Source organism: Catenibacterium faecis (assembly GCF_014306455.1).
GTDB lineage: Bacteria > Bacillota_I > Bacilli_A > Erysipelotrichales > Coprobacillaceae > Catenibacterium > Catenibacterium mitsuoka_A.
The window spans coordinates 1-16107 of the sequence record NZ_JACRWG010000025.1 but is presented as its reverse complement, the minus strand read 5'-3'; the positions used below and the strand labels follow the sequence as shown (position 1 = coordinate 16107).

Genomic DNA, 16107 nt, shown 5'->3' with positions numbered 1-16107 from the left:
AACCAAGGTGTTTTTTGATTGATCTATGATACAATAATCAAGAGGTGATTTGATGAAACAATTAACACTTGGAATGGTGGCTCATGTTGATGCAGGTAAAACCACATTAAGTGAGTCATTACTCTATACGACAGGGACAATAAAACATCAGGGTCGTGTTGATCATAAAGATACATTTCTTGACTATAATACACAGGAAAGAGAAAGAGGAATCACTATCTTTTCTAAGGTTTCTTCTCTTGATTATAAGAATAACCATTTCACATTTATTGATACACCAGGGCATGCTGATTTTAGTGGAGAAATGGAACGTGCATTAAGTGTTCTTGATTATGCTATAGTGATTATCAATGGTTTAGATGGAGTGCAGGCGCATACTAAAACAATCTGGAACCTATTAGAACACTATCATGTACCAGCCTTCATCTTTGTGAATAAAATGGATTTAACACATTATACAAAAGAAGAGTTATTAGACTCTTTATCACAATTATCTCCTCATATCATGGATATGAGTGCTTCTGAAGAAGACATTGCAGCACTTGATGAAGAGATGATAGAAGAATATTTAGAAACAGGGTTTTTAAAGGATACATCTATCGCAAAAGCGATTTCTAATAGACATCTTTATCCACTCTATTTTGGTAGTGCCCTTAAGAACCAAGGTGTAGATGAATTACTCGATGCCTTAGACCGTTATACTTTAGAAAAAGAACCACAGACAGAATTATCTGCACAGGTCTTTAAGATTACAAGAGATGAAAGAGGAGAACGTCTTGTCTTTATTAAGGTCACTGGTGGCAGGCTTCATGTACGTGATACAATTCATGATGAAAAGATTCATCAAATTAGGTTATATCAAGGGAACCGCTATACTTTAGTAGAAGAAGCATCTCAGAATGATATTGTCGCCTTAACAGGTATTAAGAAGCTTCAGGCAGGGGATTATATTGGATTAGGACATGTGATTCATTCAACACTGAGACCTTCTATGTTGTATTCAATTCAACCGTCCAAAGAGGCAGATATCAACCATTTCTTTTCTTCTTTAAAGGTATTAGGTGAAGAAGAACCATTACTTCATTTAAAACTCTTTGATGATCATGCCCAAGTTTCTTTAATGGGTGAAGTTCAAATAGATATTCTTAAACAATTAATGAAAGATCGTTTTAATGAAGATATCACAGTAGATGAAGGAGAAGTCGCTTATCTAGAAACAATCAAAGAACCAGTAGAAGGGGTAGGACACTTTGAACCACTCAGACACTATAGTGAAGTCCATCTTTACTTAGAACCACTTCCTCAAGGTTCAGGACTTGTCTTTGATAATCAATGTCAGAATAACTTAGAAGAGAGATATCAAAATCTCATCATGACACACTTACAGGAAAAAGAACACTTAGGTGTACTCACAGGTTCTCCTATTACAGACATGAAAATCACACTTATAGGTGGTAAAGCTCACTTAAAACATACAGAAGGAGGAGACTTCAGAGAAGCCACTTATCGTGCTATTAGACAAGGGTTAAAAATGACTGAATCAGTCATTTTAGAACCATATTATAAATATGAATTAGTCATTCCTACAGAGGCTTTGAGTAAGGTTTACTATGCTTTAGAAGACTATCCAACACCTACTGTAGTGAATGAGAATAATGATATTACAACACTTCATGGAGAAGCACCTGTTTTATTCTTGACTCACTACCAAAAAGAACTTCTGACTTCCACAAAAGGAAAAGGACAGCTTTTCTTCTTAGATACATTCTATGCACCGGTAGAAAATCAGGAAGAAGTGATAACTAAATGTGATTATGACAGTGAATCAGATTTAGATAATCCTACAGGTTCTATCTTCTGTTCACATGGTGCAGGATATTATGTCCCTTATGATGAAGTAAGAGAGAAGATACATTTACCTCTTTATAGTGCGATGAAACAGGAACATACTTATACACATAATCTTGTACATATTAGTGATGAAGAACTTAAAAGAGTATATGAACGTACCTATGGTCCAATAGATACAAAACTTGCAAGTGACTACTATAAACCAAAACAAGATCATGTTTCATCTAATACAGTACAGGTACTAGATGAATATTTGATTGTGGATGGATATAATGTCATCTTTGCCTGGGATGAATTGAAAGAACTTGCGAAAGAAAACCTAGGTAGTGCAAGAGATAAGCTTATTGATATATTGATGAGCTATAAAGGGTATCGTGGCTGTCATATGATCCTTGTCTTTGATGCTTATAAGGTTCCACAGAATAAAGGCAAGAGTCAGATGTATCATGATATGGAAATCGTTTATACAAAAGAAGGACAGACAGCGGATGCTTATATTGAAAGCATCACAAAACAGATGGCAGGACAATATCGTCTTGTGGTAGCCACAAGTGATAATCTTGAACAGAAAATTGTATTAGGCCATGGGGCGACACGTATCTCATCAAGAGAATTACTTCAGGATGTCATTTCTCGTTCTAAAATCCAAAAAGAAGAGTTTGAAAGAAAAAATCCCCAAATGCATAGTTATGCATTTGAGGATCTCAAGAAGTCTTAGGACTTCTTTTTTTATTTAATAGATGTAACTGTATAATCTTTATCTTCTACAGCTTTCTTTAAGACATCATTAGATACTTCTTTACTTAAAGTCACAACTGCAGTGCCTTTTTCATGACTTACATCAGCACTTTCTACACCATCTACAGCTTCTAATGCCTTCTTTACAGCCATTTCACAATGACCACACATCATACCAGTAATTTCTAAAGTCTTTTCCATTGTTTTCTTCTCCTTTTTCTTTCTTTTTATATCTTTTGATGCATCATGCATAGAGAAAGTATTTAATCTTAATGCATTCATACATACAAAGAAACTAGATAAACTCATGGCAGCAGCCCCTAACATAGGACTCATCTGCCATCCTGTTAAGTGAATAAATACACCAGCAGCAATAGGAATACAAATCGCATTATAGAAAAATGCCCAGAATAAGTTTTCATGGATATTTCTTAATGTCGCACGAGAGAGTCTAATAGCAGCAGTGACATCTGTCAGCTTACTATTCATTAAGACAACATCAGCAGCATCTATCGCAATATCAGTACCTGCCCCAATCGCAATTCCAATATCCGCACGTGTAAGGGCAGGTGCATCATTGATTCCATCGCCCACCATCGCCACTTTACCATGCTTTTGTAAATCTCTAATAACACTCTCTTTACCATCAGGTAATACACCTGCAATTACTTCATCCACACCGGCTTTTTTACCAATTGCATCTGCAGTCTTCTTGTTGTCACCTGTCAACATTACAACTTGAATACCCATGTTCTGCATTTCTTTAATAGCCTGAGGGCTATCTTCCTTCATTGTATCAGCCACACAGATCATACCAAGATAAGTATCATCATAACTAAAGAATAGAGGTGTCTTACCTTCCATTGCCTTGTCAGATGCCTGTGTCATCATTTCTTCAGGAATATGCTTTTCCATCATCTTGATGCTTCCACCTAATACTTCTTTACCATGAATTAACCCTCTTAATCCATGACCAGGTAATATCTCGAAGTCTTCAACATCTTCACTACCTTGATAATAATCAGTCACAGCTTTACCAAGAGGATGCTCACTCTTTTTTTCTAGACTAGAAGCATAATTTAATAGTACTTCTTTTTCTATCTTATAAGGGACCACATCAGTCACTACAGGAGTTCCTTTTGTGATTGTACCTGTCTTATCTAACGCAATAATATCAATAGATCCTGCCACTTCTAATGATTCAGATGTCTTAAACAAGATACCATGCTTTGCACCCATACCATTACCTACCATAATAGCTACTGGTGTTGCAAGACCTAATGCACATGGACATGAAATAACTAAAACGGAAATAGCACGGGCAATAGAGAATCCAATACTCTTTCCTAGAATCATCCAGACAATAAATGTGACTAATGCAATACCGATAATCACAGGTACAAAGATACCAGAGACCTGATCCGCTTTCTTTGCGATAGGTGCTTTAGTAGATGCTGCATCACTCACCATCTGAATAATCTGTGAAAGTGTTGTATCCTCACCTACACGAGTGGCACGTACTTTAATAAAGCCTGACTGATTAAGTGTTGCACCTGATACTGTATCATTTACTGTTTTATCAACAGGAATACTTTCACCTGTTAAGGCAGATTCATCAATAGCTGTAGAACCTTCCACAATCACACCATCAACAGGAATATTTTCACCTGGTCTGACAATAAACAAATCACCCTTATTCACTTCATCAATACTTACAGTGACTTCTTTATTATCCTTAATAATGACTGCAGTCTGAGGTGCAAGATCCATTAAACTCTTTAAGGCATCTGTAGTACGTCCTTTAGACATTGCCTCTAACATCTTACCAACAGTAATTAAAGTAGGAATCATAGCTGCAGATTCAAAATAGAGATCATGTCCTAAACTCATCACCTTCATCATCTGTCCCTGGCTCATGGCATCAATCATTAAATATAAAACAACTAAGCTATAACCAAAAGCAGCACTAGACCCTAATGCGACCAAAGCATCCATGTTAGGGGATAATTGAAATAAACTCTTATACCCATTAACAAAGAATGCTTTATTAATGACTAAAATAATAATAGTCAATAACATTTCTGTTACTGCAAGAGATACATGATTCTCCAAAAACGAAGGTACAGGCCATTTCCACATCATATGACCCATAGATAAATACATTAATAGTATTAAGAATACTAGAGAAGTAATCAGTCTCTTCTTTAATTTTGGTGTCTCATGATCGACTAAAGAATCATCTTTTACTTTTTTAACACCTTTTTCACTTGCACCATATCCAATATCCTCAATTGCCTGAATAATAGATTCAGAAGATGCTGTTCCTTCTACGCCCATAGAATTTGTGAGTAAAGAAACAGAACAGCTATCTACACCATTAATATGAGCTACAGTTTTTTCAATACGATTGGCACACGCTGCACAACTCATACCAGTAATATTATATTGTTTCATTTCATCACCTTCTGTAATACTTTCACTAATTCATCAATTGTTTCATCATGACCTTCTTTAATATCATCCACAACACATGTCTTAATATGCTTTGCAAGTAATTCTTTATTAAAACTATTCAAAGCTGCATTGACTGCAGAAACCTGAACAAGAATATCAGGACAATAAGCATCTTTTTCTACCATGCCTTCAATTCCTCGAATCTGACCTTCGATACGTTTGAGGCGGTTCATGAGTTTTTTCTTTTCTTCTTCACTACGATCCTTATGACGTTCACTGCAGCAGCAATCTTTTTTATTCATTATTTCACCTCCTGTTCCAATCATATACCCTGTAGGGGTATACGTCAAGCGATGTGATTGTTGTATAATGACCACAAGGAGAAATGAATTATGAAAACAAATAAACTCGTGCAGGGTGCACTCATCGCATCACTCTTTGGTGTCCTTGCAGTACTCAATACAATGACAGGTACGATGTTTGATAGCTTAATTGGCTATGGAATGGCTATTCCTATGGCTATTTATAGCTATAAGACAGGCCTTAAAGAAGCTTTAATGACTTCCGTTGCTTCCATGGTCATTGCCTTCCTGTTTGGAACACTCAGTTATGTATTAATTGTCCTCTCATCACTTGGTATGGGAACAGTTGTAGGGCTATGTTTAAAAAATAAAGCTAAGAAAGAAACAATGCTGGTGCTCGGTGCTACATTCTTCTTTTTATCTGACTTTTTATATTTCTATGTATTCTCAGGAGTACTAGGTATTAACTTACTCACTGAAGCAAAAGAAATGTATAACCAGATTATTGCGGCTGTGCCTTCTTTATCAAATGCTTTTACTTTCCAGAACTTCTATAATCTCATTCCACTCTCTATACTTATCATGTCATTCTTACAGAGTTATCTAGTCATGATGTTATGTGCATTATTCTTTAAACGCTTAAGAATACCTTTTGATATGAGTATTCATATTGCGACATTTAGATTCAGTCCTAAAATGGGCTATATTCTCGCAATCATGCTTGCAGGTAGTATGATTGCGAGACAATATTTTGGAAATGTTGTTATTGTACAATATATCTATTTTATTAGTATCTTAGGATTTATGGTGGATGGACTTGCTTTCCTCTCTTTTTATCTTATTATCAGAAACCATGGACGTTATTCTAACTTACTTATATTTTTAGTATTCATTCCGTTCCTACAGACACTATTAGTGATTCTAGGAATTATTGATATATTTGTTGAAATACGTCAAATACTGTATAATAAGTATCAATAAGGAGGGCCTCTACAATGACGAGAAAAGTTGCACAACTTAGAAATATCTTTGTTCTTTTACTCGTATTTATTACCTTTGCGACCTTTGCGGCTTTTGGTATATTTCATCAGGCTTGGATGCTTCGTCTTGCGATATTTGCGGTTATTACGAATGTAATCTACATATCGTTACTATTCTATATGGGCTACTTAATGGATCAAAACAGCTATTCAGTCAGTGATGCTTTAGGTATTGATGCAAAGAATGCTTTGATCTATGGTGGCGTAGGACTGATTCAATATGATGAAAACAGAAACATTACATGGGTTTCAGACTTCTTAAAGGCATTAAATATCAATATTGTAGGAATCAAGCTATTAGAATGGCAGCCTACACTTGCTAGTCTTTTTGATGATGAAGATGTCAAAACAATAGAAGTCAAAGGAAAGAAATTCGAAGTATATAATAGTGCGGATACAAGACTCATCTATATGAAGGATGTGACACAATATGTCTCTTTATCACAGGACTATGAAGATATGCAGGTATGCATGGGTTATATTACTGTGGATAACTATGATGAAATTATTGCGAATGTAGATGAATCACAGAAGGTAAAGATTCAAAATTTATGCCGTAGTACAATTACTGACTGGGCATATAAGAATGGTATGATCATTAGACGTTATCAGACAGGTAAATACATTGTCTTCTTTAATGAACGTATCTATAAGAAACTTATTGAATCTAAATTCTCTATTTTGGATGATTTCAAGAATGCGATAGAAGAATTAGATGTACTTATGACATTATCTATTGGTATTGGTAGAAGTACAAAGGTATTAAGAGAATTAGAAGAACTTGCTTCTTCAGCATTAAGTCTTGCTTATTCACGTGGTGGTGACCAGATTGCGATTAAGAGTGGTAAAGATCATGTACGTTACTTTGGTGGTAAAACAGATGCATTTGAAACATCTTCTAAAGTACGTTCACGTATTATGGCACAATCTCTTGCCGGTCTTATTAGTCGTTCACGTAATGTCTTAGTTATGGGACATAAGAACTCAGATTTGGATTCATTTGGTGCTTCTCTTGCGGCTGCGCGTATTGCAGAGAATTTAGGTAAGAGAGCCAATATCGTGATTGACTATGAATCTCTTGAAGAAAAAACAAAAGGTGTCGTAGAAATGTTGAGAAGTAATCCTGATTATAAGGGTTTAATGTTGACTATTTCAGAAGCACTTGAAAAAACTAATAAAGATACTTTATTAATCTGTGTAGATAACCATAAGGATTCATTGGCTATTAGCCGTTCAGTACTTGATAAAGTAAAAAACAAGGTCATTATTGACCACCATCGTCGTAGTGAAGAATTTATTTCTTCACCGGTTCTCACATACTTAGAACCATCTGCATCCTCTACAGTAGAATTACTTGTAGAACTATTTGATTACCAGCAACATGAAATTGAAATTTCATCACTTGATGCGACAGTTATGTATACGGGGATGCTAGTAGATACAAACTATTTCAGACAGCATGTGGGTACAAGAACATTCCAGTCAGCAGCTAAACTCAAAGAAGCACAGGCTGACTTAGCACTTGCATATGAATTATTAGAAGATTCATTTGAATGTATGAAAGAAATATTTGATATCACAGAATCAGCTTATCGTTATAAGGATAGATTCCTTATTGCGACAGGCAAAGATGACGAACTCAGTCGTTCTACTCTCGCAAAGGCTGCAAACCAATTAGTATATGTTTCTGGCATTTATGCTGCATTTGCGATAGGATATATATCTAAGAACACAGTGGCAATCAGCGCACGTAGTTCTAAGAAGATCAATGTCCAGATGATTATGGAAGATCTTAATGGTGGTGGTCATTTCTCTATGGCTGCCTGTCAGATTGAAAATGTGACGATCGAAGAAGCAAAAGAGAGATTAGAACATGCAATAGATGCATATTTGGAAGATAGGGGTGTATAAATATGAAAGTTATTTTATTAGAAGATGTGAAAAAAGTTGGTAAGAAGGGTGAAATCGTTAATGTATCTGACGGTTATGGACAGAACTTCTTAATTAAGAATGGTAAAGCTTTAATGGCAACAGAAACAGGTAAGAAGATTGTTGCTCAGCAGGAAGAAGAAAAGAAACAGGAAAACTTAAAGAAGAAAGAAGAAGCTCAGGAACTTGCAAAGAAGCTTGAAACTATTGTGGTAGAATTCAAAGTAAAGACTGGTAAGGATGGTAAGAGCTTTGATCATGTTTCTACAAAACATATCGCAAAGAAATTATTAGAAGAACATGGTATTAAGATTGATAAGAGAAAGTTCATCAATGCATATCCAGTAGGTGCTTTAGGAACTACTAAGTTGAAGATTGAACTTTATAAAGGTGTTATTGCGACTATCAATGTTCATCTATCTGAAAAATAAGGTGAATACTTATGGATACAAGAGAACTCCCTCATGACTTAGAGGCAGAACGTGCTTTGTTAGGGGCGATGTTGATTGATAAGAATGCATGTAATGATGTCATCAACATGGCAACACCTCAGGATTTCTATCTTGATGCGCATCGACTGATCTTTACAGGTATGAAGTTTCTTCATGACGGGAATAAACCAATTGATGCTACTACAGTGACTGATTATTTAATTAACCAGAAGATATTAGAAAAAGTAGGTGGAGTAGACTACTTATTGGTACTTGCGAATTCAGTACCAACAGTCGCTCATACACCGCATTATCTTAAGATATTAAATGAGAAGTCATTACTTAGAAGGCTTATTAAAGAAGCTACAAACATCGTACAAGATGCTTATGGTGAAATTACTGATATTAATGATTTTATTGATACAGTAGAAAAAGATGTATTAGAAGTCACAAGAGATAGAAATGCCGGTGAATTCAAGACAATTGAAAGTGTTGTACAGAATGTCACAGCCAGAATGAATCTTCTTCAGAAAAATGGTGGAGTTGTCTCTGGTGTAAAGACAGGCTATAAAGAATTAGATAAATTAACATCAGGCTTTCAGCCAGGTGATTTAGTTATTCTTGCAGCTAGACCTTCTGTAGGTAAAACAGCTTTTGCCTTGAATATTGGTTTTAACTCATCACTTAATAGTGAAGAAGCTGTCGCAATATTTTCACTAGAAATGCCTGCTGAACAGCTTGTAACCAGATTAATATGCTGTGCAGGATCTATTGATAACGATAAATTAAAAACAGGTGCGATTTTAAAAGAGAATGCGAATAAATATTATGCAGCAGCAGATCGTGTCACACGTTGTAATTTATATATTGATGATACACCAGCTGTTAAGATTGGTGAAATTGCAGCTAAATGCAGAAGACTACAAAGAGAACAGGGATTAAAGATGGTTATTATCGATTACCTCCAGTTAATCTCTGGTCCATCTTCATCAAGAGAATCAAGACAGCAGGAAGTATCTGATATCTCTAGACAGTTAAAAGCACTAGCAAGAGAATTAAAGTGTCCAGTTATTGCCTTATCACAGCTTTCTCGTCAGGTTGAACAGCGTAAAGGAAAACCAATGTTGTCCGACTTAAGAGAATCTGGGGCTATCGAACAGGATGCCGATATCGTCGCTTTCCTTCATCGTGAAGACTATCAGAATAAAGAAAAAGAAGCAGAAACAAACGGCTTAACAGAAATTGTTGTGGCTAAGCACAGAAATGGTGCAACAGCCGATATCAGCCTTGTATTTGAAAAACAATACTCACGTTTCTCAGATTACTATACAGGTCCAGAAAACCAGAATAGTGGTGAAGGACTAAGAATTTAAAAGCAGTGGCTCATGAGCCACTGCTTATTTTCTTGGTCTGAATTGTATTTTTTTCTGATTCTCAAATTTAATAGGTTTTTCTACTATTTCATGACAATGACGACAACGTGGTTCATAGGCTTCCTTAGCACCTACTAAGACAATAGGATCATTAAAAGAAGCAGGTTTACCATTAATAATACGCTGTGTTCTAGTGGCTGGTGCACCACATTTTGCACATACTGCAGTTAGCTTAGTCACGAACTCAGCACGTGTTAATAAATCAGGTAAGACACCAAATGGTTCACCACGGAAATCTTTATCTAAACCAGCAACCATTACACGTAATCCACTATCTGCAAGATACTCACAGATATCAACAACATCCTCATCAAAAAACTGTACTTCATCAATCGCTACAACATCTGTATCATAATTTACATGATTAAGTATTTCCTTTGCTTCACTGATGACAATACAAGGTACTTTACTTCCTGCATGTGAAGCAATTTCAGTTGTAGAATAACGATCATCAATCTTTGGCTTAAATACAAGAATATTCTTTCTTGCATAAGACAATACATTAATACGACGAATTAATTCTTCAGTTTTCCCTGCAAACATACATCCACAGATGACTTCTATCCATCCTTCACGATATTGATTATACATTTAAAACCTCCTAAAAGTTCACATAGATTTCATATACTCACTGTATTATACAATTGTAGAAAAGAAAAGCCATAAAAAATTTTCCCTTAATCCCATTAAAAAGAGTCGGTCATCATTCCGACTCTTTTTGTTAGTTTAATTCATTAATGACTTCATCAAGAGAATCTAATATTTTATATGTCTTATTTGCATATTCTTCTGTAGGATATTTCATATCAGGGATACAGATTACTTTAATACCAGCTGAAGAAGCGGCCTGGATACCTGCTTCACTATCTTCTAATACAATCGCTTCATCAGTTTTTACACCAAGCTTTTCACATGATTTTAAGAAGACTTCAGGATGTGGTTTACCATGAGTTACTTCATCCCCACAAATTGAGTCATCGAAATATTGTGTAATATGAGCCTGTGCAAGAATAGTATCGACACGATCACGATTAGAAGAAGTAGCCACAATAGTCTTATAACCATTTTCTTTTAAATAATTAAGAAGCACTAATAAACCTTTCTTAACTGGTACACCTTCTGTTTCAAAACGTTTAGCCATTAAAGCATGTACATCTTTAATGACATCATCAATAGGAAAGTCCTTACCATAAGTATCGTAAAATCTTTCATAGATTCCTTTGATAGGTTTCCCTAATAAAGTTTTATAGAATGTTTCATCCATTGTCAAATTCATTGGTTTTATGATTTCCTGATAACATTCAAAAGTCACTCTTTCAGAATCAATCATCAAACCGTCCATATCAAAAATAACTGCTTTAATCATATTTACAAACCTCCAATTTATATATTCAAGTATATAAGAAATAGAAAGCGTCTTCAATTAATTGCGAAAAATAATTGAATATATTATAATGGGTACGATTTGGAACAATTAACAAATTTATTAGATGAAATCAATATTATTAAAAGAAAGGATAGAAGATGAATACACTATTAGAAAGACTACAGACAGTAGAAAAAAGATATGAAGAATTAACACAGATCCTTATGGACCCATCTATCGCGAATGATATTCAGAAGATGACACAGGCTTCTAAAGAACAGGCTTCTTTAGAAAAGGCTTATAACTTATATAAAGAATACAAGGCTTTATTAGATGGTATTGAAGAAGCCAAAGAATTATTAAATGAAAATGATCCTGAAATCAAAGAAATGGCTAAGATGGAATTAGAAGAATTAGAAAAGAAACAGCCAATCATGGAACATGATATCCAGATTGAATTAATTCCTAAGGATCCAAATGATGAAAAGAACGTAGTAATGGAAATCCGTGGTGCAGCCGGAGGAGATGAAGGTAATATCTTCGCAGGTGACTTATTTAGAATGTATTCTAAGTATGCTGAATCACAGGGATGGAAGATTGAAATTGAAGATGCTCAGCCTTCTGAAGCTGGAGGATATTCACTTGTATCATTTATTATCAAGGGTACTGGTGTATATTCTAAGATGAAGTTTGAATCTGGTTCACATCGTGTACAGCGTGTGCCTAAGACTGAAACACAGGGACGTGTTCATACATCAACTGCCACAGTATTAGTTATGCCAGAAGCAGAAGAAGTAGATATCGATATTGATCCAAAGGATTTAAGAGTTGATACTTACCGTTCATCTGGTGCTGGAGGACAGCATATCAATAAGACTGACTCTGCCGTACGTATTACACATATTCCAACAGGAATTGTGGCAACAAGCCAGGATGGTCGTTCACAGCATGATAACCGTGCTAAGGCTATGCAGTCATTACGTACAAGACTTTATGAAGCTAAATTAAGAGAAGAAGAAGAAAAACTAGGAAACGAACGTCGTAATAAGATTGGTTCAGGTGACCGTGCTGAAAAGATCAGAACATATAACTATCCTCAGAACCGTGTCACTGACCATCGTATTGGTTTAACTATTCAGCAGTTAGATCGTATTATGGAAGGTAAATTAGAACCAATCATCGATGCATTAATCAATGAAGATCAGAGATTAAAACTTCTAGGAGAAGAAGAATAAGTGCTATTAGGTGAATTACTTAAACATGCACATGATTTAATTGATGATCCACATACAAATATCCCTGAAAGACTCTATGAAGATCTCACAGGAGATGCTTATTATCAACTATTGTTGAAGAGGGAAGAGCCTGTTGAAGAGGCTCTTCTTATGCAATATAAGGATTATTTGGATAGATATTTAAAGGGTGAACCTTATCAGTATATTATTGGAAAAGAATATTTTTATGGTAGAGAGTTTGATGTCAATCCAAGTGTTTTGATTCCTCGTTATGAAACAGAAGAACTTGTAGAAAAAGTTTTATCTTATATAAAACCAGGAATGGTTGTGGCAGATATAGGTACAGGCTCAGGCGCTATTGCAGTCACATTAGCTTGTGAATCTAAGGGAGATCTATATGCAGTAGATATCTCTAAAGAAGCTCTTAAAACAGCATCTCATAATGCGAAGAAGCATGAAGCTTCCGTCACATTCTTAGAAGGGGACTTATTACAGCCTCTTATAGATAAAGATATTCACGTAGATATTCTTGTCTCTAATCCACCTTATATTGATTATGATGAAGTATTGGATCCTCGAGTAGTGGATCATGAACCACATCTTGCATTATTTGCGGATGATCATGGTTATGCATGTTATGAAAATATATTTAAACAAGCTCCCTCAATATTAAAGGAGAAAGCGATTCTTGCATTTGAAATTGGATATAATCAAGGAGAAAGAATGAAACATCTTGTTCCTCTCTATTTTCCAGATGATACATTTGAAGTCATCAAGGATATCAATGGAAAGGATAGAATGTTGTTCATTTATCATAACTATGAAAATATTTGAAACTGAACGTCTTACAATTAGAACACTTGATGAAAATGATATTGATCGTCTTGTAGAATATCGCAGTAAAAAGACTGTGTCTCAGTATCAATCCTGGAATAGATATACAAAAAGAGATGCGGTGAAACTCATCAAGAAGTGTAAAGATACTGTAATAGAGCATAAAAAAGGGTCTATGCAGTTTGGTATTACAATCAAAGGGAGCCAGCATCTTATTGGTGATTTACATATAGAAATCATGGCACCTCATACATTCTCTATTGGTTATACGTTAGATGATGTTTTCTGGAATAATGGTTTTGGCACTGAAGCGGTACTCGGACTCTTAAGCTATATGCATGAAGAACATGGTTTCTTCAAATGTATTGCCTATATCTATAAACAGAATGAAAAATCAAGACATCTCTTAAAGAAGATTGGTTTTAAGAAGTTTGATGAATCTTTCTTCTATGGGGATGAAGGATATATTTTTGACCTCGGTAACTTACAAAACATATATTTTGTGCTACAATAACAGATACGAGGTGGAACTATGATTAAAGAATATATTAAGAAGTATAGTAAAGCATCTATCATCACATCAGTGATTATGATTATTGCTTCAGTATTGTTGATTGTTTTCCCAAAGACAATGTTGGATATTGTAGTTTATGTGATTTCAGGTGCATTATTTGTGGATGGTCTCATTCATCTTGTGACTTACTTTGCGTTAACTCATGATATGCGTATCTTTTCTAATGATTTATTAGAAGGTATTCTCGCATTACTAGCAGGCGTTTTTGTTGCATTCAATGCTGATGCATTCATTAGTGCACTCACAATGATCATTGGCTTATGGATTGTGATCAAAGGCTTATTAAACTTACAGCTCTCATTCCAGTTACAGCAGATTATTGAATTCAATTGGTTCTGGATCTTCTTATGTGCTGTATTTTGTGTTGCATTAGGTGTATTTATTATTGTACATCCTGTTGATATGGCTATTGGTTTGACTATGGCTGAAGGTATTGTATTATTAGTTACTGAAGTATTGAGTCTTATTCAGACAATCTATGTTTTATATAAGCTCAATCATTCTAAAATGTCTAGATCATATATTAATTAAAAAGTACCATCACGGTACTTTTTTCATAAATAAATCCTTTCGTTTGTCATAGGCGGAAACCCACTGCCTTTAGGCGATGGGAGGAGCCTCGTAAATCATTATCTATTCTCCCTGACTTTCAATATATTTTTGTATAGTTGCTGATGACACTTCTCCAATGCTACAAGCAAAATAACCATCTGAGCAAAATGTTTTTTCCTTCCAATACTGTTTTGATAAGACTGAACTATACTTTTGCCATAAGTGGTATGTTGTTTCCTGCTTTACAATTCAAACTCTATCTGCTGTATCGTAACTTAATAAGAAATGTATATGGTCTTTGTCAGTTTTTATCGCAATAATTTCGTAGCGCGAGTATTAGTCATATCGAGAATCTCTTGTTTAACATCATCAGCAATAGAGCCTTTTAGTAGTTGTTTACGGTATTTGGTTACTAGAACTATATGTACTTTAAGGCTGTATTTTCGTCTGTTATGACGATTGTATCTACTATCCACAGTTCACCTCAAAATATAGATATTTTGCTATAAATTAAATATAATATATAGTGAAATATCTATGAAAGGAGTACATCTATGGAACAGATGACTATTACAGCTAAAATTCAAATAATCGTAGCTGAAACAGATAAGGTTTTGCTTGATGAAACAATGTCTGTTTATCGTAATGCCTGTAATTATGTTTCAGACTATGTATTCCGCACTCATGACTTAAAGCAGTTTTCACTTAATAAGGCTTTGTATTCTACTTTACGAGAAAAGTTTAACCTTAAATCGCAGATGGCTCAGTCTGTTTTGAAGACTGTTATCGCCAGATATAAGACCATTCTTGAGAATCAGAATGAGTGGATTAAACCATCGTTCAAAAACCTCAGTATGATTTGGTTTGGAACAGAGATTATTCCTTAACACAAAACCGTTTTTCAATCAATACGCTTAATGGTCGTGTAAAGTTATCTTATTTTTCAAATGGAATGTCTAAGTATTTCGATCATACGATTTATAAGTTTGGTACTGCCAAACTTGTAAGTAAGCATGGTAAATACTATCTGCACATACCAGTTACCTATGAGATTGAAGAAAGTAATATTTCTGATATCTGTAATGTTGTAGGTATTGACAGAGGTATTAACTTTGTTGTTGCAACTTATGACAGCAAACATAAGTCTGGATTTGTTAGTGGTAAAGCTATTAAACAGAAACGTGCTAACTATTCCAAGCTTCGTAAGGAACTTCAAATGCGACATACGCCATCCTCAAGACGAAGACTAAAAGCTATCGGTCAGCGAGAAAACCGTTGGATGCAGGATATTAACCATCAGGTATCGAAGGCACTCGTTGAAAACAACCCAAAGCACACTCTCTTTGTATTGGAAGATTTGTCAGGTAT

Annotated in this window: 15 protein-coding genes and 1 pseudogene; 11 read left to right on the top strand and 5 right to left on the bottom strand. The window is 35.0% G+C overall.

The window, feature by feature from the left end; translation table 11 throughout:
- Window positions 1-52: 52 nt before the first annotated feature.
- Window positions 53-2569 carry a translation factor GTPase family protein gene (locus H8909_RS06985; protein ID WP_187012307.1) on the top strand — a complete coding sequence of 839 codons (2517 nt, stop codon included), beginning with the start codon at window positions 53-55 and terminating at the stop codon, window positions 2567-2569.
- A gap of 11 nt (window positions 2570-2580) precedes the next feature.
- On the opposite strand, the gene H8909_RS06980 is transcribed toward H8909_RS06985, so the two are convergent.
- A complete protein-coding gene (locus H8909_RS06980) occupies window positions 2581-5043 on the bottom strand; it encodes a heavy metal translocating P-type ATPase (RefSeq protein WP_187012306.1) in 2463 nt (820 codons plus the stop codon).
- A complete protein-coding gene (locus H8909_RS06975) occupies window positions 5040-5345 on the bottom strand; it encodes a metal-sensing transcriptional repressor (RefSeq protein WP_187012305.1) in 306 nt (101 codons plus the stop codon). The genes H8909_RS06980 and H8909_RS06975 overlap by 4 nt, the downstream gene beginning before the upstream one ends.
- Window positions 5346-5435: 90 nt before the next feature.
- Here H8909_RS06975 and H8909_RS06970 point away from each other — a divergent pair, with 90 nt between their 5' ends.
- Genes H8909_RS06970 through dnaB form a run of 4 tightly spaced genes read left to right on the top strand, consistent with a single transcriptional unit; the run spans window position 5436 to window position 10118 of the window.
- Window positions 5436-6326: a DUF2232 domain-containing protein gene (locus H8909_RS06970; RefSeq protein ID WP_187012304.1), complete on the top strand. Its 891-nt coding sequence runs from the start codon at window positions 5436-5438 to the stop codon at window positions 6324-6326.
- Between the two features lie 14 nt (window positions 6327-6340).
- Window positions 6341-8296, top strand: coding sequence for a GGDEF domain-containing protein (locus H8909_RS06965; RefSeq protein WP_187012303.1), 1956 nt, complete (start codon window positions 6341-6343; stop codon window positions 8294-8296).
- 2 nt (window positions 8297-8298) lie between these two features.
- Window positions 8299-8745, top strand: coding sequence for a 50S ribosomal protein L9 (gene rplI, locus H8909_RS06960; protein ID WP_187012302.1), 447 nt, complete (start codon window positions 8299-8301; stop codon window positions 8743-8745).
- 11 nt (window positions 8746-8756) lie between these two features.
- On the top strand, window positions 8757-10118 hold the full coding sequence (dnaB, locus tag H8909_RS06955) for a replicative DNA helicase (protein ID WP_022425744.1): 1362 nt from the start codon (window positions 8757-8759) through the stop codon (window positions 10116-10118).
- A gap of 24 nt (window positions 10119-10142) precedes the next feature.
- Here dnaB and H8909_RS06950 read toward each other — a convergent pair whose 3' ends face one another.
- A complete protein-coding gene (locus H8909_RS06950; protein WP_022425745.1) occupies window positions 10143-10769 on the bottom strand; it encodes a thymidine kinase in 627 nt (208 codons plus the stop codon).
- Between the two features lie 130 nt (window positions 10770-10899).
- Window positions 10900-11544 carry an HAD family hydrolase gene (locus tag H8909_RS06945; RefSeq protein WP_187012301.1) on the bottom strand — a complete coding sequence of 215 codons (645 nt, stop codon included), beginning with the start codon at window positions 11542-11544 and terminating at the stop codon, window positions 10900-10902.
- 158 nt (window positions 11545-11702) lie between these two features.
- On the opposite strand from H8909_RS06945, the gene prfA reads away from it, so the two are divergent.
- The 4 genes from prfA to H8909_RS06925 are packed head-to-tail and all read left to right on the top strand — an operon-like array spanning window position 11703 to window position 14718.
- The gene (gene prfA / locus H8909_RS06940; RefSeq protein ID WP_187012300.1) at window positions 11703-12779 is read left to right on the top strand and encodes a peptide chain release factor 1; all 1077 of its coding nucleotides are present in this window, start codon (window positions 11703-11705) and stop codon (window positions 12777-12779) included.
- On the top strand, window positions 12780-13613 hold the full coding sequence (gene prmC, locus H8909_RS06935; protein WP_187012299.1) for a peptide chain release factor N(5)-glutamine methyltransferase: 834 nt from the start codon (window positions 12780-12782) through the stop codon (window positions 13611-13613).
- Window positions 13600-14127, top strand: a complete 528-nt coding sequence (locus H8909_RS06930) for a GNAT family N-acetyltransferase (RefSeq protein WP_187012298.1) — start codon at window positions 13600-13602, stop codon at window positions 14125-14127. The genes prmC and H8909_RS06930 overlap by 14 nt, the downstream gene beginning before the upstream one ends.
- 18 nt (window positions 14128-14145) lie before the next feature.
- A complete protein-coding gene (locus tag H8909_RS06925) occupies window positions 14146-14718 on the top strand; it encodes an HdeD family acid-resistance protein (protein WP_187012297.1) in 573 nt (190 codons plus the stop codon).
- 102 nt (window positions 14719-14820) lie between these two features.
- Here the strand turns inward: H8909_RS06925 and tnpA are convergent.
- A pseudogene (tnpA, locus tag H8909_RS13880) lies at window positions 14821-15215 on the bottom strand (IS200/IS605 family transposase).
- 78 nt (window positions 15216-15293) lie between these two features.
- On the opposite strand from tnpA, the gene H8909_RS13300 reads away from it, so the two are divergent.
- Window positions 15294-15626, top strand: coding sequence for a hypothetical protein (locus tag H8909_RS13300; protein ID WP_202985920.1), 333 nt, complete (start codon window positions 15294-15296; stop codon window positions 15624-15626).
- On the top strand, window positions 15599-16107 hold a 509-nt coding region (locus H8909_RS13295), incomplete at its 3' end, for a transposase (protein ID WP_202985919.1). The genes H8909_RS13300 and H8909_RS13295, both read left to right, overlap by 28 nt.